This is a genomic window from Micromonospora sp. A202, from assembly GCF_006715105.1.
In the GTDB taxonomy this organism is placed as follows: Bacteria; Actinomycetota; Actinomycetes; order Mycobacteriales; family Micromonosporaceae; genus Micromonospora; species Micromonospora zamorensis.
This window is the reverse complement of sequence record NZ_VFMP01000001.1, coordinates 6,816,734-6,836,444: the sequence shown is the minus strand read 5'-3', so window position 1 is coordinate 6,836,444 and position 19,711 is coordinate 6,816,734. Positions and strand designations below refer to the sequence as shown.

Sequence of the window (19,711 nt, the reverse complement as noted above, 5' to 3'; positions counted from 1 at the left end):
GGACTCTCTCCTGACACAGCCACCGTGTTCAGGCGCCAGATGATGGGGTCAGTAGCCGCGCCACTCCGTGCGGGCGTAGTCGAGGACCCTCGGTTGGAGGAGGGTGCTGGGGGGCACGTTCAGGCGAGCGCGGTCGGCGGGAAAGACCGCCGCCGCCCGCAGCACGCCCGGGTCGAGGAAACGCAGCCGGAGCGCGTCGGCCGGCAGTTCCAGCACCGGCGGGACGGTTCCCGCCGTGGCCAGCAGGAACCCCCAGTCGCCGAAGGACGGCACGTCGACGTGGTACGGCACGGTGGCGAAGCCGGCTTCCCGCACCGATGCGTCGATCGACCAGTATGAGCGGGGCGCGAAGTATGGCGAGCCGGACTGCACCACCAGCCGTCCCTGCTCGGCGAGCACCGACCTGATCAACGCGTAGAACTCGACGGTGTAGAGCTTGGCGGTGGCCGTCTCGTCCGGGTCGGGCAGGTCGGCGACCACCACGTCGAAGCGCTCGGCGGCGGTACGCAGCCAGCCGAACGCGTCAGTGTTCAGCACCCGTACGCGGGGGTCGTCGAGCGAGCCGCCGTTGAGCGCCCGCAGCTGCGGCACGGTGCTGGCCAGGGCCACCACCGCCGGGTCGAGGTCGACCACTGTCACCCGGCGGACGTCCGGGTACCGCAGGATCTCCCGGACGGCGAGGCCGTCGCCAGCACCGAGAACCAGGACGTCACCGCGCGGGCCGCGCATCGCCGGATGCACCAGCGCCTCGTGGTAGCGGTACTCGTCGACCGAGCTGAACTGGAGATCACCGTTGAGGAACAACCGCAGGTCGGTGTCGGCGTGGCCAACCTCCCGCACCGACCGGGTCAGCACGATCTCCTGGTAACGGGAGCGTTCGGCGTACACCACGGGGTCCCGGTAGAGCTGCTGCCGGGCGGTCACCTCGAAGTCGGCGGCGGTCACCCAGGCGTACCCCAGGCAGAGCGCGACCACGACAGAGCCGGCGCCGAGGACGAGCCGGGCCCGGCGGCTCAGCTCCCGCCGGAACACCGTGCAGACCAGGGCGAGACCGGCCACCGCGTTCACCGCGCCGACCACCAGGGCACCCTTGAGCTGGCCGAAGACGGGGATCAACAGGAACGGGAAGGCGAGCCCGCCGAGCAGCGCGCCGACGTAGTCGGCGGCGAACAGGTCGGCCACCGCACTGCCGGCGGCCTGCTCGCGGATGCGCTGCAGCATCACCATCAGCAGTGGAATCTCCGCGCCGATCAGCAGGCCCAGCACGAAGGCGGTGCCGACCAGCGCCGGGCCGTACAGGTCGAGCCAGGCGAAGGCGGCGTAGAGGCCGAGCACGGACAGACCACCGAGCAGGGCCAGGGTCAGTTCGATCACCGCGAACGCGGCGGCGGCCCGGGGCTGCAACGGCTTCGCGACCAGCGCGCCGACCCCCATCGCGAAGACCATCACGCCGAGCACGATCGACGCCTGCCCGACGGTGTCGCCGATCAGGTAGCTGCCGAGCGCGACCAGGGCCAGCTCGTAGACCAGCCCGCAGGCGGCGCAGACGAAGACCGCGAGCAGCACCGCCGCGCGGGCCAGCCGCCAGTGCGGTCGGGCCTCGGTGCCGCTGTCGACCACCGGCGGTGCTCCGGTGCTCATGACCGCCCCGGGTACGGCCGGCCGGCACCGCCCGGTCGCGGACCCCCGGCCATCAGAGGATCGCGGCGGCGATGATCGCGCCGGTGGCCACGTGCACCACGGCCGACACCCACACGGCGGGGTGCGGCTCCGGGTCGACCAGCAGCTCGCCGAGCCGGCCGGGGGTCACCGCGTCGAGCAGCAGGAACGCGGCGGCCATGATGACCAGGCCGACGATCCCGTACGCCGCCGCGCCGACCAGCCCCAGGGCGAAGTCGTCGTCGCTGGCGACGATCGCCGCGACCACGATGGTGCCGACGCCGAGCAGGTTGGACGCGAGCAGCAGCGCCGCGTTGCGGTTGCGCTCGGTCCAGATCAGTTCGTGGAGCTTGCCGGGGGTGGTCAGGTCGACCAGCGCGTAGCCGACGCCCATGAGGACGACGCCGACCGCGCCGAAGGCGAGGGTGGCCAGCAGATCGGTGACGAGGTTCTGCACGGAGGGGCTCCAGGTGAAAGGGGTCGGGTGTCGGGTTACTTGCCGGTGCCGGGGCCGCCGCCCCGAACGCTGCTGCCGCGTCCCCAGCCCCAGTACGACCCGACGGTCGAGTGGTAGCGGGGGTGAGCGGTGTCCATGTCCTCGAGCAGGATCACCGAGCCGGCGGCGATCGGCAGGATCACCACCGAGTCGTCGTCGTAGCGCAGGTAGACGCCGCTGCTGTCGGCGTACCGGTCGGACGGCTTCCACGCGTCGGTCAGTTCCTTGGCGACAGTGGTCGGTGACTTGGACGAGGTGTACGCGGTTGCTTGCCGGCCGATGTCCCGGCTGGCCGCTCGCGAGTACCTGTCCTGCACGTAGGCGCGCGGGGAGAAGGTGCCGTTGACGAGCGCGAAGGCCGCGACCAGCACGCCGACCACGGCCACCGCCGCGCCCACCACGAACCAGCGTCGGTACGTCATCGCAGTGCCACCACCGTCTCGGTCAGGACCAGCTCATTGGTCTGGGGGTACGCGTGCCAGGTACGCCAGCCGACCGACCCGTCCGGCAGGTCGGTGCGTACGGCCAGCGCGGTGACCGCGTCCGGGTCACCGGGAAAGACTCCGACCAGGGCGTACGGGTCGTCGGCCAGGTCGGCGCGGAGCCCGGCGATCCGTGTGTGCAACTCGCCGTCGGCGGGGCGCAGCACGCTGGCGGTGAAGCGGTAGCCGCCCGCCTCGTCATGCAGGGCGCCGGGCAGGTGCGGCGGCCGACCAGGCAGGCAGGCGACCGTCTCGGTGAGTCCGGCCGCATTACCGGGTTCCGCCAGTACGACCTGGTGGGACGCGCCGAGCAGGCGCAGCCGCAGCCGGACCTCCCCGGGCAGCGTGAGGTCGTGGACGTGCAACGCGGGCCGCTCCGGCCCACCGAGTGCCAGGCTCAAGTCGGCGGCGCAGGTGTCGACGTACGGGGTGTGGAGGCTCACCAACACGTCAGCTGGCCTCCGGTCCGGCCTGCGGGTACACCATCACGTCGGTGCGGTGCAACTGCTCGCCCCGGGCGACCTCCCAGCCGGCCTGGCCGTACGCCTCGAAGGAAAGCCGTTCGCCACCCTGGGCCCGGTAGTCGTGGTATCGAAGGGTGCCACTGGGGTCGAGGCCGGTGCTGCCGGTGGCCGTGAAGCGGGCCTGACCGGACTCCTCCAAGGCGTAGCGGCGGCCGGCAAAGTCGAGGGTGGATGCACCCGGGGTGATCGTGGCGGCCGGCTCGGCGGTCCAGAGCACCAGCTCCAGGTCCGGGTCCTCCTCCACGGAGAGCCAGCGCTTGTCGCCCTCGACGGTGTCCAGCAGGTGCTCGGCCCAGCTCCAGCCACCCTCATTCAGATGCACCGAGCCCCGGACCGCGTACGACACCCGGCGGATCTCGACGATGTCGCCGGGCTTGAGCCTGCGCGGGTCGCCGCGGAGCGCGTCGCTGTCGGTGTCCCGGAACGGGTCGGCGGGTGCCGCCGGCCGGGCGGCCTTACGGCCCTTGCGTACCGCCACCACCGCCACCACGACCCCGGCGACTCCGATCAGACACCCCAGCGTCGTTACCAGGTACGCCACAGGACCATTCATGCCGACCACCTCCCCAAGTGCGTCGGCGGGAACGGTAACAACCCCGCGCACCTGGGGAAACAAATCATTCTCTGGTGATGCGGTAGCTACGCAGCGTCCCGGTGAAGTGTCGGTGGGGGCGGAGAACGTGTCGGGCCGACCCCGCCTGCGGAGGCGGGATCGGCCCGGGTGCGACGGATCAGGCGGCGGTTACGGAGAGGGTGTTGGTTTCGGTGGCGCGGTCCACCTTCACCGTTTCGCCGTCGCGGATCTGGCCGGACAGGAGCGCCTTGGCAAGCTGGTCGCCGATTGCCGTCTGGATCAGGCGGCGCAGCGGGCGAGCGCCGTAGATCGGGTCGTAGCCGTGCTCGGCGAGCCAGTCCCGAGCGGCATCGGTGATCTCCAGGCCAAGCCTGCGGTCGGCCAACCGCCGCCGCATCCGGTCCAACTGGATGTCGACGATCGAACGCAGATCGTCACCCAGCAGCGAGGCGAAGACCACGATGTCGTCCAGCCGGTTGAGGAACTCCGGCTTGAAGTGCGACCGCACCACGGCGAGGACACCCTCCCGGCGCTGTTCCTCGGCCAGGGTCAGGTCGCTGATCACCGACGACCCGAGGTTGGACGTGAGGACCAGGATGGCGTTGCGGAAGTCCACAGTGCGGCCCTGGCCGTCGGTGAGCCGACCGTCGTCGAGCACCTGGAGCAGCACGTCGAAGACGTCCGGGTGGGCCTTCTCCACCTCGTCCAGCAGGATCACCGAGTACGGCCGGCGGCGCACCGCCTCGGTGAGCTGGCCGCCCTCGGTGTAGCCGACGTAGCCGGGCGGGGCGCCCACCAGGCGGGCGACCGAGTGCTTCTCGCCGTACTCGCTCATGTCGATGCGGACCATCGCCCGCTCGTCGTCGAAGAGGAACTCGGCGAGGGCCTTGGCCAGCTCCGTCTTGCCGACACCCGTGGGGCCGAGGAAGAGGAAGCTGCCGGTCGGGCGATCCGGGTCGGCGATTCCGGCCCGTGCACGGCGTACCGCGTCGGAGACCGCGCCGACCGCCTCGGCCTGGCCGACCACCCGGCCGCCCAGAGACTCCTCCATCCGCAGCAGCTTGGCCGTCTCGCCTTCGAGCAGGCGGCCGGCGGGGATGCCGGTCCAGGAGGCGACCACCGCGGCGATGTCGTCCGCGCCGACCTCCTCCTTGAGCATGGCGCCGTCGGCCTGGAGCTGGGCCAGCTCCTCCGCGGCCTGCTTCAGCTCGACCTTGAGGGCGGGGATGCGGCCGTAGCGCAGCTCGGCGGCGCGCTCCAGCTCGCCGTCGCGCTCGGCCCGCTCGGCCTCACCGCCGAGGCGCTCCAGCTCCTCCTTCGCGGTGGAGAGCTTGGTGATGTGGCTCTTCTCCGTCTGCCAGCGCTCGGAGAGCACCGTGAGCTGCTCGCGCTTGTCGGCCAGCTCCTTGCGCAGCCGCTCCAGCCGCTCGGCGGAGGCGGCGTCCGGCTCCTTGGCCAGCGCCATCTCCTCGATCTCCAACCGGCGGACCGCCCGCTCGATCTCGTCCACCTCGACCGGCCGGGAGTCGATCTCCATCCGGAGCCGGGACGCGGACTCGTCGACCAGGTCGATCGCCTTGTCCGGCAGGAACCGGTCGGTGATGTAGCGGTCCGACAGTGTCGCGGCGGCGACCAGCGCGGCGTCGGTGATCCGTACGCCGTGGTGCACCTCGTAGCGCTCCTTGAGCCCCCGCAGGATGCCGATGGTGTCCTCGATCGTCGGCTCGCCGACCAGCACCGGCTGGAAACGGCGCTCCAGAGCCGGGTCCTTCTCGACGTGCTCGCGGTACTCGTCCAGCGTGGTGGCGCCCACCATCCGCAGCTCACCACGGGCCAGCATCGGCTTGAGCATGTTGCCGGCGTCCATCGAGCCCTCGCCCTTGCCGGCGCCGACGACGGTGTGCAGCTCGTCGAGGAAGGTGATGACCTGCCCGTTGGAGTTCTTGATCTCCTCCAGGACGGACTTGAGCCGCTCCTCGAACTGCCCCCGGTACTGCGCACCGGCGACCATCGCGCCAAGGTCGAGCGAGATCAGCTTCTTGTCGCGCAGCGACTCGGGCACGTCACCGGTGACGATCCGCTGGGCCAGCCCCTCGACGATCGCGGTCTTGCCGACGCCGGGCTCACCGATCAGCACCGGGTTGTTCTTCGTACGCCGGGAGAGCACCTGGATGACCCGGCGGATCTCGGAGTCACGGCCGATGACCGGGTCGATCTTGCCGTCCCGGGCGCTGGCGGTGAGGTCGACGCCGTACTTGGTCAGGGCCTGATAGGTCTGCTCCGGGTCGGCGGTGGTGACCCGTCGGTCGCCACCCCGCACGGTCGGGAAGGCCGCGACCAGGGCGTCCTCGGTGGCACCGGCCGTCTTCAGCGCACCGGACACCGCGCCGCCCACCCGGGCCAGGCCGGCGAGCAGGTGCTCGGTGGAGGTGTATTCGTCGCCCAACGGTCGGGCGATCTGCTCGGCGGCGCCGATGGCGTTGACGAACTCCCGAGCCAGGGTCGGCTCGGCGATGCTGGAGCCGCGAGCGGCGGGAAGGCCGTCGACCGCGCGCTGGGCGGCCCGGCGCAGCTCGGTCGGGTCGGCCCCGACGGCGCGCAGCAGACCGGTGGCGGTCGAGCCGTCGGTGTCCAGCAGTGCCAGCAGCAGGTGCCAGGGCTCCACTGTGGCGTGGCCACGCTGGTTGGCCAGCGCGACGGCGCCCGTGATGGTCTCGCGGCTCTTGGTGGTGAGTTTTTCGGTGTTCATGGGCTCCCCCGGATCGGCGTTGTCCACTGAGTTGGACACAACCAGAGTTGAGCGTATTCCGCTCAACCTTAGCGCGTGATGCCCATCACTCCCGGCGACGCCACCGCCAGTCGAACTCTCCTGCCGCGGGTGCCGGTCCGGGGAGCGGGTCTGTAGCTGGCCCGATGGACAGACCCGCCAGCAGCACCGCGAGCTGGCGTCGGCGCAACTGCCCGGTGCGTTCCGAATCGGGTACGCGCACCGCGGCGCACGCCTCCAGCAGCAACCCCAGATCCTGCACGACCGCGTCCGGCCGCAGCCGCCCGCTGGCGCGGGCCCGCTCGAACAGGGCGGTGGCCAACTCGTTGGCGCGCGTCGCGTCCCGACCCATCTCCTCGGTCGGAGTGAACATGCCTGCCAGGTGGACGGTGAGCGAGTGCACGTCGGCGTCGACCACCTGGGTCAGGAAGGCGCTGAACGCGGTCCAGTCGTCCGGCTCGGCGAGGGCGGCCTCGGCCGCGGCGACGTACCGGCGCAACCCGTCGTGGCAGAGCTGGCGCAGCAGGTCCTCCTTGCCCGCGTACCTCCGGTAGAGGGCACTGATGCCGACCCCCGCACGTTCGGCGACGGCGGCGATCGGCGCCTTCGGGTCGTCCAGGAAGACCGCGCGGGCGGCTTCGAGGATGACCTCGTCGTTGCGGGCGGCCTGGGCGCGGCGGCCGGCCAGCGTCTTTCCGGGGGGATTCGGCATGACCCCAGACTACCAGTGGAACGGATCATTCCGGTCTGCTACTCTGATTGCAGAACGAAACATTCCGTTCCGAAGGAGCTTCAGATGACCGGCACCGCGATCCGCCCGTTCCGCGTCGAGATCCCGCAGACCGCCCTCGACGACCTGGCCGACCGGCTGGGCCGCACCATCTGGCCCGCCGACCTGCCCGGCACCGGCGACTCGTACGGGATGAGCAGCGACCGGGTCCGCGCCCTCGCCGAGCGGTGGCGGGACGGCTTCGACTGGCGCGCCGTCGAGGCCCACCTGAACGCCCACCCGCAGTTCGTCACCGAGATCGACGGCGAGCAGATCCACTTCCTGCACGTCCGGTCGACCCGGCCGGACGCCACCCCGCTGGTGCTCACCCACGGCTGGCCAGGCTCGGTGCTGGAATACCTCGACGTGATCGCCCCGCTCACCGAGCCGACCGACCCGGACGCGCCGGCCTTCCACGTGGTCATCCCATCGCTGCCCGGCTTCGGCCTCTCCGGCCCGACCCGCAGCGCCGGGTGGAACCGGCACCGCACGGCCCGCGCCTGGGCCGAGCTGATGAACCGCCTGGGGTACGCCAGCTACGGCGCGGTCGGCAACGACGCCGGCTCGATGGTCGCGCCGGAGTTGGGCCGGATCGACCGGGACCACGTGCTCGGCGTCCACGTCACCCAGCTCTTCTCGTTCCCCTCCGGCGACCCGGCCGAGTTCGCCGGGCTGTCCGAGGCAGATCAGGCGGCGCTCCAGCACCTCCAGTGGTTCTACGAGAACAAATTCTCCTTCAACCAGGTGCACAGCCAGCAGCCACAGACCCTGGCGTTCGCGCTGGCCGACTCCCCGGTCGGGCTGCTCGCCTGGAACGCGCAGCTCTTCGACGAGAGCCTGGAGGCGGACTTCATCCTGGCCAACGTGGCGCTCTACTGGTTCACCGGCACGGCCGCGTCGGCGATCCGGTTCTACTGGGAGGACGCGCACGCCGAGGAGTCACCGACCGGACCGACCACCGCTCCGACCGCGCTGGCCATGTTCCCCGGCGACTTCCAGTCCATCCGCCGCTTCGCCGATCGGGACCACGCGAACATCGCCCGGTGGACCGCGTACGACAACGACGTCGACGGCCGCGGTGACGTCGGCGGTCACTACGCCGCCCACCAGGCCACCGAGGTTCTGGTCGCCGACATCCGCGAGTTCTTCGCCAGCCTCCGCTGACGACGACGAACTCCGGTGCCCGCGCCCGCTCCACCGGGGGCGGGCACCGCCACGTCCCGCCCCGCCCTCGGCCCTGTTGGACGCGTCGGGGCTGGTCGGAGGGCCGAGGGCTTCCAAGATCTGCGTTCTGTTCACGAAGCGGTAGCCTTGGTGGGTGCGAGTACGTGTCGAGCAGACCGCCTTACCCGGGATCGGGGTACGCCACGATCTGGTGACGGAGTCAGGACGCCGCTTGGGCGTCGTCTCCCACCGCAATGGCCGCCGTGATCTCGTTCTCTACGACCCCGACGATCCCGACGCCTGCCAGTCGGACATTCCGCTGACCGACGACGAGGCTGAGGCCCTGGCCGACATCCTCGGCGCGTCGCTGATGCTCGGTCAACTCTCCGGGCTGCGTGAGCAGGCGGCCGGTCTGCTCACCGAGCAGATCGCCATCACGGCCGGGTCGCCGTACGTCAACCGGAAGCTCGGCGACACCAAGGCGCGTACCCGCACGAGCGCCTCCATCGTGGCGGTGCTTCGCGAAGGCGAAGTCATCGTCTCGCCACTTCCCTCCTTCCGCTTCGCGGCCGGCGACGTGGTGGTCGTTGTCGGGACCCGACGGGGTCTCGACGGCGTGTCCGCCATCCTCGCCGACAGTGACCCGGACGGCTGAGGCGGATGCACGATTCCACCACTCTGCTCGTCGAAGTCGGCGCGCTGCTGCTGCTGCTTGGCGTCCTCGGTCGGCTCAGCCGCCGGGTAGGCCTGTCCCCCATCCCTCTCTACCTGTTCGCCGGGCTGGCGTTCGGGCACGGCGGGCTGCTTCCACTCGCCGCCAGCGAGGAGTTCTTCGCGGTCGGCGCCGAGATCGGCGTCATCCTGCTGCTGGTGATGCTCGGCCTGGAATATTCGGCCAACGAGCTGGTCGGCAACCTCCGATCGGCGGCCCCCGCCGGGCTGATAGACGGCGTCTTCAACGCGCTGCCCGGCGCGGCGTTCGCCCTGCTGCTCGGCTGGGACTGGGTGGCCGCCCTGGTGCTCGGCGGCATCACCTGGGTCTCCTCCTCCGGCGTGATCGCCAAGGTCCTCGCCGACCTGGGACGACTCGGTAACCGGGAAACCCCGGTGATCCTCTCGGTCCTGGTGATCGAGGACCTGGCGATGGCGCTCTACCTGCCGCTTGTCACCGCCGTACTGGCGGGCACCGGTCTGCTCGGCGGCGGCATCGCACTCGCCGTCGCGGTGGGCACGGTGCTGCTGGTGCTGGTGGTCGCCATCCGGTACGGCCACCTCATCTCGTCCGCCCTGTCCGCGAAGGACCCGGAGGCGCTGCTGCTCGGCGTACTCGGTCTGACCCTGCTGATCGCCGGGCTCGCGGCGAAGCTGCAGGTGTCGGCGGCGGTCGGCGCGTTCCTCGTCGGCATCGCGCTCTCCGGCCCGGTGGCGCACCACGCGACCGAGTTGCTCTCCCCCCTGCGGGACCTGTTCGCCGCTGTGTTCTTCGTCTTCTTCGGCCTGGTCACCGACCCACGGGACATCCCGCCGGTGCTGTTGCCGGCGCTCGCGTTGGCCGTGGTCACCATGGCGACGAAGACGCTCACCGGCTACCTCGCGGCGCGTCGGGTGGGCATCGCGGAACCCGGCCGATGGCGGGCCGGCCTCGCACTCGTACCCCGAGGTGAGTTCTCCATCGTCATCGCCGGGCTCGCGGTGGCCGCCGGGAGCGTCGAGCCGCAGTTGGCGGCGCTGGCCGCGACGTACGTCCTGATCACCGTGGTGACCGGGCCGATCCTCGCCCGGCTGCCGGACTTCCCGTGGTTCAAGCGGTGGCTGCGCACCCGCGCGGCGGCCCAGCGGGCGGCGCCGGTCCCGATCCACGACTGACCGCGCAGCCCCGACCCCAACGGTTGCTGAATTGCTCCCCACGGGGACTACCGCAGCACTCGACGGCAGGTTACCGTTTCGCCCCAGCAGCCAGGGTCCGCAGGCAGCGCAGCCAAACGCGGGCGAGAGCGGAAGGTTGGCCGGTGAGCGTGCAGGAATCGACGTTCCACGGCTTCGCCAACCCCGTCGACCCGAGTCCGGCGGAGTTGCGAGCTTGGGCGTACCAGCCTGATTCTGTGCCGTTGGCTTCGATGCCACCCGACTGGGACCTGCTGGTCTCCGGCGATCGACTGGTTTTGACGCTCTTCGAGCTGGCGATGGACCCGTCCTGCCCGGCGCGGCGGTTCGCGTTGCACTGCCTCTACATCTACGCGGCCGACGGCATCCGGACGAACTTCCGCGCCCACCCGAAGCGTCGCTTCCGCAAGCTCGTCGAACAGGCCGAGCGTGAGGGCGACGAGCTGATGAAGATCTGGGCGCACAACGGCCGGGTGCTGCTGGCCCGACCGGATCTCTTCGTCTACCGGGACTGGTGCGAGGGCGGCCTGGTCCGCGAGAACCGCCGCCTCGGCTGAGGTAGCGACGCGAACAGGCCGGGACCCCCGCCCTGGCGTCACCGCGTCCCGGCCCGCACTCAGCGACGACGAACGGGCCGGGACCCCCGCCCTGGCATCGCCTGCGTCCCGGCCCGCACTCGACGACGCGAACGGGCCGGGACCCCCGCCCTGGCGTCACCGCGTCCCGGCCCGCACTCAGCGACGACGAACGGGCCGGGACCCCCCGCCCTGGCGTCACCGCGTCCCGGCCCGCACTCAGCGACGACGAACGGGCCGGGACCCCCCGTGGGTCCCGGCCCGCACGTCGGTCACCGGTCAGTCCTGCTGCCGTTCCGTCTCGGCTCGGTCCTTCTCGCCGCCGTGGTCGTCCCGGCCGGCGAACCGCCCTCCGACGACCCGGTCCCGGTAGGTTCCCTCGGTCACCTTGTCGAACTTCTTGCGGACGGTCTCGGCCAGTTCTTCCAACCGGTCTTCCGCCTGCTGGGCAACCTTCTTCGCCGGCTCCGCCATCGCTCCCCCTCGCCATGCCGGTAGGTCCGTATTAAGCCGATTGGACCGTATCGACAGGCTAACCGAAGCGGCCCGGACCGCGCCGGGAAATCCGGTACGGTCCGGGCCGAAAGACAGCGCCGGGTGAGCGGTTGGTCAGCGATCGGGCATGCGGCGGGGTCGCCAGACGACCAGCGCGGTGGACGTGCGGTTGGTCGGCACCAGGTCCCGACCCGGGAAGCGTGCCAGCGACTCCAGCTCGGCCACCCGGCGGTACGCGGCGTCCAGCTCCGCCTCCAGCCGGGCCACCCGCTGCTGCGCCTGCTCCAGCAGCCGCTCCAGTCCGATGATCCGCTTGACGCCGGCCAGGTTGATCCCGTCGTCCTGACTGAGCCGCTGGACCTCGCGCAGCAGCACCACGTCGCGCACGCTGTACCGACGTCCGCCACCAGCGGCCCGGCCGGGCTGCACCAGCCCCAGCCGGTCGTACTGGCGCAGGGTCTGTGGGTGCATCCCCGCCATCCGGGCTGCAACCGAGATCATCAGAACCTTGGCCTCGTAGGCAGGGTCACCCGAACCGAGGAACTCGCCCGACATGCCGCTCACCTCCGCGTCCACTCCATCGGACTAACTGACCCGACGCACCCGAGCGTCGAGATGTTCCCGGGCCGCCGGCGGGCTCTGCTCGGCGAACGCCTCCAGTGCAGTGCGCGCCTCGTCCGACAGTCGGGCCGGGACCACCACGTCCAACGTGACCAGCAGGTCACCGGCCTGCCCGTCGCGGCGGACCACACCCTTGCCGCGGGCCCGCAGCACCCGTCCGCTCGGCGTCCCCGGCGGAACCCGCAGGGTCACCGCGCCGTCGAGCGTGGGCACCCGCAGGTCCGTGCCGAGCACGGCCTCCGCGAAGGTGACCGGCACGGACAGCGTCAGGTCGTCGCCGGTACGCCCGAACAGCTCGTCCGGTCGAACCTTGACCTGCACGAAGAGGTCACCAGCGGGGCCCCCGCGCTCGCCTGGCTCACCGCGCCCGGCCAGCCGGATGCGCTGACCGTCGGCCACCCCGGCCGGGAACCGCACGTTCATGGTGCGGGTCTTGGTGACCCCGCCGCTGCCCTGGCACTCCGGGCACTTCTCCTCGACCACGGTGCCGACGCCCTGGCAGTTGCGGCACGGCTCGGAGAAGCTGAACGCACCCTGGTCGCGGGTGGTCACCCCAGCGCCGTGGCAGACCGTGCAGGTACGCGGCTGGGTGCCGGGCTTGGCCCCGTTGCCGTGGCAGGTCTCGCAAACTCCGGGGGCGCGCAGCGTCAGGGGCAGCGTCACCCCGCGTACGGCGTCACCGAAGTCCAGTGCCACCTCGGTCTCGACGTCCCGACCACGGGCCGGACCGCGCGGCGCGGCCTGCCCACCGGCCTGGCCACCGGTGAAGATCGAACTGAACAGGTCCTGGAAGCCTGCGCCGCCGAAGCGACGGTCGCCGCCTCCACCGCCGCCGAACATGTCGGAGACGTCGAACGGCATGCCGCCCGGCTGGCCTCCGCCCCGGGCGCTGCGCCGGAACGCCCCCGAGCCGAACAGCGAGCGCATCTCGTCGTACTCGCGACGGCGACCCGTGTCCGACAGGACGTTGTAGGCCTCGGACGCGGCCTTGAACCGCTCCTCGGCCTTCGGGTCGCCCGGGTTGTGGTCCGGGTGCGACTCCCGGGCCACCTTGCGGTACGCCTTCTTGATGTCATCCGCGGAGGCGGCCTTGTCCACGCCGAGCACGGCGTAGAAGTCCTTCTCGATCCAGTCCTTCGAACTCACCGGTCCACCCCCTCTCGACCCTCGCGGCCCGGCCGTCCCGCCCACCGCTGTGCGGTGGGCGGGACGGCTCGGTCACTGTCTCGCACTATTCCGGATCCGCGACCGCGACCAGCGCGGGGCGCAGCAGCCGCTCACCGAGCTGGTAGCCGCGCCGCATGACCTGGACGCAGGTCGGCTCGCTGACGTCGGCCGAGGTCTGGTGCGCGACCGCCTCGTGCCGGGTCGGGTCGAACGGGTCGCCCTGCTCGCCGAAGGCGTTCAGGCCGAACTTGCCCAACGCGGTGGTGAGCTGTTCCGCCACCGTGCCGAACGGCCCGACCAGGTCGCCGTGTTCCCGGGCCCGGTCCAGGTCATCCAGGATCGGCAACAGCGCAGCCAGAACCGAGCCGGTCGCCTGCTCCTGCACCAGGCTGCGGTCCCGGTCGACTCGCTTGCGGTAGTTGGCGTACTCCGCCGACACCCGCTGCAGATCCCTGGTGCGCTCGTCCAGCTCGGCCCGGAGCGCCTCCAGCTCGGCGCCGAGCGAGGTGCCCGTGCCGCCGCCGTCGACCGGCTGCGCCGGGGCGTCCACCACCGCCGGGCCGGATGGTTCCGGACCGTCGGTGGCGTTGACCTCGACCTCGATCTCGTCGACCACCACCTCGGCGTCCTCGACCAGGCCCTCGGCCGGTACGCCGGTCTCGGCGTCGGCGGCGGTGCCCTCAGGCTCCGATGTGTCGATGAGCTTGCGGTTGTTGCGGATGACGACCCGCTCCTTGTCGCCGGTGGTCGGCTCCGTGGGCGCGGAGCCACCCGGCGTCGACCCGGCGTCGGCCGGGTCGGCGGCTCGTGGCTTCTGCGTCATGCGGCTACCTCATCCCCCTTCGCCGTGGATACGCGTCCGAGGCCGGTGGTCACTTCTTGCCGTCCTCGTCCACGATCTCCGCGTCAACCACGTCGTCGGCCCCACCGGCCTGCGGGCCGGTCGCACCGGTCGCACCGGCCGCGCCGGTCGCACCCGGGCCGGGCTCGCCACCCGGCTGCTGGCCCTGCTCGGCCTGCTGCGAGTAAAGCAGCGAACCGGCCTGCTGGGAGACCTGCGCCAGCCGCTCGTGCGCGGACTTGATCTTCTCGATGTCCTGGCCGCCGAGGGCGCCACGCAGCTCGCCGAGCGCCTCGTTGAGCTGCTCCCGGTTTTCGGTGGGCAGCTTGTCGCCGCTCTCGGCGAGGAACTTCTCGGTCTGCCACTGGAGCGCCTCGGCCACGTTGCGGGTCTCGGCGTCGTCGCGGCGGCGCTTGTCCTCCTCCGCGTGCTCCTCGGCGTCCCGGCGCATCCGCTCGATGTCGTCCTTCGGCAGCGAGGAGCCGCCGGTGATCGTCATCTTCTGTTCCTTGCCGGTGCCCAGGTCCTTGGCGTGCACGTTGACGATGCCGTTGGCGTCGATGTCGAAGGCGACCTCGATCTGCGGCACGCCGCGCGGCGCCGGCGGGAGGCCGGTCAGCTCGAAGGTGCCGAGCTTCTTGTTGTAGGCCGCGATCTCACGCTCACCCTGGAAGACCTGGATCAGCACCGACGGCTGGTTGTCGTCCGCCGTGGTGAAGACCTCGGAGCGCTTGGTCGGGATGGTGGTGTTGCGCTCGATCAGCTTGGTGAAGATGCCGCCCTTGGTCTCGATGCCCAGGCTCAGCGGGGTCACGTCGAGCAGCAGGACGTCCTTGACCTCACCCTTGAGCACACCGGCCTGGAGGGCGGCGCCGACGGCGACGACCTCGTCCGGGTTGACACCCTTGTTGGGGTCGCGACCGGTGAGCTGCTTGACCAGGTCGGTCACGGCGGGCATCCGGGTCGAACCGCCGACCAGGATGACGTGCTCGACGTCGGAGATCTTGATCCCGGCGTCCTTCACGGCCTGCTCGAACGGGCCCTTGCAACGGTCCAGCAGGTCCTGCGTCATCCGCTGGAACTCGGCGCGGCTCAGCGTCACGTCGAGGTGCAGCGGGCCGGCCGCGCCGGCGGTGATGTACGGCAGGTTGATGTTGGTGGTGGTGGCGGCGGACAGCTCGATCTTGGCCTTCTCGGCAGCCTCACGGAGGCGCTGGAGGGCCATCTTGTCCTGACCGAGGTCGATGCCGTGCTCACCACGGAACGTCTTGACCAGGTGGTCGATGATCCGCTGGTCCCAGTCGTCGCCGCCGAGCTGGTTGTCACCGCTGGTCGACTTGACCTCCACGACACCCTCGGCCAGTTCCAGCAGCGACACGTCGAACGTGCCGCCGCCGAGGTCGAAGACCAGGACGGTCTGCTCCTTGGAACCCTTGTCCAGCCCGTACGCCAGGGCGGCCGCGGTCGGCTCGTTGACGATCCGCAGCACGTTGAAGCCGGCGATCTCACCGGCCTCCTTGGTGGCCTGGCGCTGGCTGTCGTTGAAGTAGGCCGGAACGGTGATCACCGCGTCGGTGATCTGCTCACCCAGGTACGCCTCGGCGTCCCGCTTGAGCTTCATCAGCGTCCGGGCCGAGATCTCCTGCGGGGTGTACTTCTTGCCGTCGATGTCGACGGACCAGTTCGTGCCGACCTCGCGCTTGACCGACCGGATCGTCCGATCCGGGTTGGTCACTGCCTGACGCTTGGCGACCTCGCCGACGAGCACCTCGCCGTTGCGGGCGAACGCGACGATCGACGGAGTCGTCCGCGATCCCTCAGCGTTGGCGATGACGGTGGGCTCACCGCCCTCGAGAACGCTGACGCAGGAGTTCGTCGTGCCGAGGTCGATACCGACCGCACGTGCCATGTTCGCTTCCTCGCTTCGTAAGGTTGTGCAGGTGACGGGCACTGCCCGCGGCTGCCTGGCGAGCACCGCCCGCAGCGGGCCCCACCACAAGTTGAGTGAACTTGACTCAATAGTGCCACGCGTTGGCGAATCGTCAAGTTGAGTTGAGTCAACCCGACGCAACCCACCCGTTATTACCGTCCGGTTGTCTTCTCTTGCATCGGTCGGGCACGCTTTAGCGGTGACGACGCACGGCGATTCCGCCACCCGTTCCGGCGCGCCCGCCGTCGCATCCCGCACCGGCCCGCCGGACGCCGCGGAGGAGCCGCCCGCCACCACCGGGGACGACAGCTTCCCCGGCGCACTGTCGGGCCTCCGGGAGGCGATCGGTGCGACCCGGTATCCCCTCGCGCTGCCCACCGCCGGGTCCGCCCGGCACAACGCCACCGCCCTCACCGACCAGCTCGACGACTATCTGCTGCCCCGGCTCGCCCGGCTGGACGCCCCACTGCTCGTGGTGGTCGGCGGCTCCACGGGCGCAGGCAAGTCGACCCTGGTCAACAGCCTGGTCAAGGCCCGGGTCAGCGCCGCCGGCGTGCTCCGGCCGACCACCCGCTCGCCGGTGCTGGTCTGCAACCCGTCCGACGCGGCCTGGTTCCGGCAGGGGGACCTGCTGCCTGGGCTGACCCGCACCACCGAGCCGAGCGAAGATCCGCGCGCACTGCACCTCGTCACCGCGCCGGCCCTGCCCGCCGGGCTGGCCTTCCTCGACGCGCCCGACATCGACTCGGTGGTCGACGCCAACCGGGCGCTCGCCACCCAACTGCTCGCCGCCGCCGATCTCTGGCTCTTCGTCACCACCGCCGCTCGGTACGCCGACGCGGTGCCCTGGGAGCTGCTGCGCAGCGCTCGGTCGCGAGGCGCGGTGATCGCCATGGTGCTGGACCGGGTGCCCGCCGAGGCCACCGAGGAGATCGCCGCGCACCTGAGCGAGATGCTCGCCGAACAGGACCTCGGCCGGGCGCCGCTGTTCGTGCTCCCGGAGACCTGGGTCGACGGGCAGGGGTTGCTGCCCGAGGGGGTCACCGCATCGCTGGCCGACTGGTTCGCCCGGCTGGCCGGCGACGCGGACGCCCGGGCGGCGGTGGTCCGTCAGACGCTGGACGGGGCGCTGGCCGCCCTGCACCCCGCCGTCGAGGAGCTGGCCGACGCCGCCGACGAGCAGCTCGCCGCCGCCGACGGGCTGGACGAACGGGTCCGGGCCGCGTACCGGGGCGCCGAGCGCACCGTCGAGCAGGGGCTCCAGGACGGTCGGTTGCTCCGGGGCGAGGTGCTCGCCCGCTGGCAGGAGTTCGTCGGCACCGGCGAGCTGTTCCGCACCCTGGAGGCACGGATCGGCCGCCTGCGGGACCGGGTGGTGGCCGCCGTCACCGGCCGGCCGGCGCCCTCCGTCGAACTCCGCAACGCCATCGAGTCGCAGCTGGTGACGCTGCTGCGCGGGGTGGCCTCGGAGGCCGCAGAATCCGCGTACACCGGGTGGAAGGCACACCCTGCGGGCGCCGACCTGCTCGAACCGGCGCTCGCCCACCCAAGCGCCGACCTGCCCGAACGCGCCGAACGGATGGTCCGGGACTGGCAGCGCGGGGTGCTGGAGCTGGTCCGGGTCGAGGGCGGGGACAAGCGGTTCGTGGCCCGCACCGCCGCGTACGCCGTCAACGCCACCGGGCTGGCCGTGATGATCGCCGTGTTCGCCTCCACCGCGTTCATCCCGACCGGGCTGGAGCTGGCCACCGGGGCCGGCACCACCGTCGCCGCGCAGGCCGTACTCCAGGCGATCTTCGGCGACCAGGCGGTGCGTACCCTCGCCGCCAAGGCCCGCACCGACCTGCTGAAGCGGGTGCGGACGCTGCTCGACGCGGAGGCCGACCGGTTCCTGAGCCGCACCGCGGACGCCCGCCCCGCCGCGGACGCCGGCGACGGCCTGCGCCGGGCTGCGGGCCGGGTCGAGCTGGCCCGGCACCGCAGCGGTCTGTCCGCCGCCGGCAACACTCAGCCGGCCGCCGACGAGGAGGGTTTCCGGTGACGAACATCACCGGCCGGGTACGCGAGGCGTTCCGCGGAGACCAGCGGGTCGACGCCGACGTGCTGATCGCCCGACTGGACGCGGTACGCCGGTTCCTGACCGCGGTCGACGGCCTGCTGCCGGACGCGGAGCTGGTGCCCGCGCACACCCTGGTCGAGCGGGCCGGCACCCGACTCGCGCTCTCCCGGGACCACACAGTGGTCGCCCTGGCCGGCGCTACGGGCAGCGGCAAGTCCAGCCTCTTCAACGCGCTGGCCCAGCTGGAGCTGTCGCCGGTCGGCGTCCGTCGGCCGACCACCGGCGTCACCCACGCCTGCGTGTGGGGCCCACTGGAGGGCGCCAACCGGCTGCTCGACTGGATCGGCGTGCTGCCCCGACACCGTTTCGTCCGGGAGAGCGCCCTGGACGCGGACGACGAGACGGCGCTGCACGGGCTGATCCTGCTCGACCTGCCCGACTTCGACTCGGTCCAGCGGTCCCACCGGCTTGAGGTGGACCGACTGCTCGGCCTGGTCGACCAGGTGGTCTGGGTGGTCGACCCACAGAAGTACGCCGACCGGGTCATCCACGACAGCTACCTGCGCGAGTTCCACCGGCACCGCGACGTCACACTGGTCGTGCTCAACCAGGCCGACCGGCTGCCCCCGGCGGAGGTGCCCCGGGTCCTGGACGACCTGCGCCGACTGCTCGACACGGACGGGCTGACCGGTGTGCCCCTGCTGTCCACCACCGCCATCGACCCGGCCGGGATGGTCGGGCTGCGCGGTGCCCTGGAGCGGACCGTCGCCGAGCGGCAGGCCGCGCTGCGTCGGCTCGCCGGTGACGTCGACACGGTCGTCGCCGGGCTGGACGAGCTGGTCGGCTCGGCCAGACCAGCGGGTGGGCCGGACGACTCGACAGTCTACGGCTTGAACCGGGCGCTGGCCGGAGCTGCCGGCGTGCCCGCGGTGACCGAGGCGGTGCAGCAGGCGTACCGGCACCGGGCCGTCGCGGCCACCGGCTGGCCCCTGGTCCGGGGCTGGCGCCGGTTGCGACCCGACCCGCTGCGCCGGCTGCACCTGCCCGGCCCGGCCGACGCGGGGGCCGACGCGGCGGAGAGCCTGGTCGCGGCCACCTCCGTGCCGGATCCGACGGCCGCCCAACGCTCCGCCCTGGGTCTGGCGATCCGCGCGGTGGCCGACCGGGCCGCCGCCGACCTGCCCGCCGCCTGGCCCGGCGCGGTCACCGCCGCCGCCCGGTCCCGCCTCGGCGACCTGCCGGACGCGCTGGACCGCACGATCGCCGGCACCGACCTCGGCCTCGGCCGTCGACCGCTGTGGTGGCGGGTCGTCGGCGGTTTGCAGTGGCTGGTCACCCTGGCCGCCGTGGTCGGTCTGGGCTGGCTGGTGCTCGGCTACGCGCTGCGGGCACTCGGCCTGCCCGCGCTGGACGACCCGATGGTCGGGCAGGTGCCACTGCCGACCCTGCTGCTGCTCGGCGGTCTGCTGGCGGGGCTGCTGCTGGCGGCGCTGACCCGACCCGTGGTGCGCTGGGCCGCGCGGCGTGCCCGGGCCCGCGCCGAGCAACGCCTGACCGAGAAGGTGGCCCGGGTGGGCGAGGAGTACGTGCTCACACCCGTGCGGGTCGTGCTCGGCTCGTACGCGCAGGCACGCGACGCGCTGAGGGACGCCGCCCGCCGCTGACGCTCCGCACGGCTCGCTACCGCTCTGTGTACGCCCCCGG

The 19,711-nt window shown here is 71.8% G+C and carries 18 protein-coding genes; 6 read left to right on the top strand and 12 right to left on the bottom strand.

Going from position 1 to position 19,711, the window contains the following annotated elements; all coding sequences use genetic code 11:
- Window positions 1-48: 48 nt before the first annotated feature.
- The 7 genes from FBZ33_RS31760 to FBZ33_RS31730 form a co-directional block, all read right to left on the bottom strand.
- Window positions 49-1,641 carry a polyamine aminopropyltransferase gene (locus FBZ33_RS31760; protein ID WP_141912099.1) on the bottom strand — a complete coding sequence of 531 codons (1,593 nt, stop codon included), beginning with the start codon at window positions 1,639-1,641 and terminating at the stop codon, window positions 49-51.
- Window positions 1,642-1,693: 52 nt separating this feature from the next.
- A complete protein-coding gene (locus FBZ33_RS31755) occupies window positions 1,694-2,116 on the bottom strand; it encodes a DUF350 domain-containing protein (protein WP_112586119.1) in 423 nt (140 codons plus the stop codon).
- A gap of 35 nt (window positions 2,117-2,151) precedes the next feature.
- A complete protein-coding gene (locus FBZ33_RS31750; RefSeq protein WP_088950910.1) occupies window positions 2,152-2,577 on the bottom strand; it encodes a DUF4247 domain-containing protein in 426 nt (141 codons plus the stop codon).
- Window positions 2,574-3,086, bottom strand: a complete 513-nt coding sequence (locus tag FBZ33_RS31745) for a DUF2617 family protein (RefSeq protein ID WP_141912098.1) — start codon at window positions 3,084-3,086, stop codon at window positions 2,574-2,576. Before FBZ33_RS31745 ends, FBZ33_RS31750 begins: the two co-directional genes overlap by 4 nt.
- A 1-nt stretch (window position 3,087) precedes the next feature.
- Entirely contained in the window at window positions 3,088-3,714 is a 627-nt protein-coding gene (locus tag FBZ33_RS31740; protein WP_141912096.1) for a DUF4178 domain-containing protein, read from the bottom strand.
- 178 nt (window positions 3,715-3,892) lie between these two features.
- Complete coding sequence (gene clpB, locus FBZ33_RS31735) at window positions 3,893-6,484, bottom strand: ATP-dependent chaperone ClpB (protein ID WP_141912094.1); 2,592 nt, start codon at window positions 6,482-6,484, stop codon at window positions 3,893-3,895.
- A gap of 85 nt (window positions 6,485-6,569) precedes the next feature.
- Window positions 6,570-7,214, bottom strand: a complete 645-nt coding sequence (locus tag FBZ33_RS31730; protein WP_141912093.1) for a TetR/AcrR family transcriptional regulator — start codon at window positions 7,212-7,214, stop codon at window positions 6,570-6,572.
- An 84-nt stretch (window positions 7,215-7,298) separates the two neighbouring features.
- Here FBZ33_RS31730 and FBZ33_RS31725 point away from each other — a divergent pair, with 84 nt between their 5' ends.
- From FBZ33_RS31725 to FBZ33_RS31710, 4 genes are all read left to right on the top strand, one after another.
- Entirely contained in the window at window positions 7,299-8,435 is a 1,137-nt protein-coding gene (locus FBZ33_RS31725; protein WP_141912091.1) for an epoxide hydrolase family protein, read from the top strand.
- A 154-nt stretch (window positions 8,436-8,589) separates the two neighbouring features.
- Entirely contained in the window at window positions 8,590-9,090 is a 501-nt protein-coding gene (locus tag FBZ33_RS31720; protein ID WP_030332098.1) for a cation:proton antiporter regulatory subunit, read from the top strand.
- 5 nt (window positions 9,091-9,095) lie between these two features.
- The gene (locus FBZ33_RS31715; protein WP_099849638.1) at window positions 9,096-10,301 is read left to right on the top strand and encodes a cation:proton antiporter; all 1,206 of its coding nucleotides are present in this window, start codon (window positions 9,096-9,098) and stop codon (window positions 10,299-10,301) included.
- Window positions 10,302-10,444: 143 nt separating this feature from the next.
- Window positions 10,445-10,876: a hypothetical protein gene (locus FBZ33_RS31710; RefSeq protein ID WP_088950904.1), complete on the top strand. Its 432-nt coding sequence runs from the start codon at window positions 10,445-10,447 to the stop codon at window positions 10,874-10,876.
- 297 nt (window positions 10,877-11,173) lie between these two features.
- Here FBZ33_RS31710 and FBZ33_RS31705 read toward each other — a convergent pair whose 3' ends face one another.
- The 5 genes from FBZ33_RS31705 to dnaK form a co-directional block, all read right to left on the bottom strand.
- Window positions 11,174-11,368, bottom strand: a complete 195-nt coding sequence (locus tag FBZ33_RS31705; protein WP_088950903.1) for a hypothetical protein — start codon at window positions 11,366-11,368, stop codon at window positions 11,174-11,176.
- A 135-nt stretch (window positions 11,369-11,503) separates the two neighbouring features.
- A complete protein-coding gene (locus FBZ33_RS31700) occupies window positions 11,504-11,944 on the bottom strand; it encodes a heat shock protein transcriptional repressor HspR (protein ID WP_088952117.1) in 441 nt (146 codons plus the stop codon).
- A 30-nt stretch (window positions 11,945-11,974) separates the two neighbouring features.
- Complete coding sequence (dnaJ, locus tag FBZ33_RS31695; RefSeq protein ID WP_141912090.1) at window positions 11,975-13,156, bottom strand: molecular chaperone DnaJ; 1,182 nt, start codon at window positions 13,154-13,156, stop codon at window positions 11,975-11,977.
- 85 nt (window positions 13,157-13,241) lie between these two features.
- Complete coding sequence (grpE, locus tag FBZ33_RS31690) at window positions 13,242-14,000, bottom strand: nucleotide exchange factor GrpE (RefSeq protein WP_141912088.1); 759 nt, start codon at window positions 13,998-14,000, stop codon at window positions 13,242-13,244.
- Window positions 14,001-14,049: 49 nt separating this feature from the next.
- A complete protein-coding gene (gene dnaK / locus FBZ33_RS31685; protein WP_141912087.1) occupies window positions 14,050-15,927 on the bottom strand; it encodes a molecular chaperone DnaK in 1,878 nt (625 codons plus the stop codon).
- A 220-nt stretch (window positions 15,928-16,147) separates the two neighbouring features.
- On the opposite strand from dnaK, the gene FBZ33_RS31680 reads away from it, so the two are divergent.
- Window positions 16,148-17,989, top strand: coding sequence for a GTPase domain-containing protein (locus FBZ33_RS31680; protein WP_141912085.1), 1,842 nt, complete (start codon window positions 16,148-16,150; stop codon window positions 17,987-17,989).
- Entirely contained in the window at window positions 17,986-19,671 is a 1,686-nt protein-coding gene (locus FBZ33_RS31675; RefSeq protein ID WP_141912083.1) for a GTPase, read from the top strand. Before FBZ33_RS31680 ends, FBZ33_RS31675 begins: the two co-directional genes overlap by 4 nt.
- Window positions 19,672-19,711: the final 40 nt, after the last annotated feature.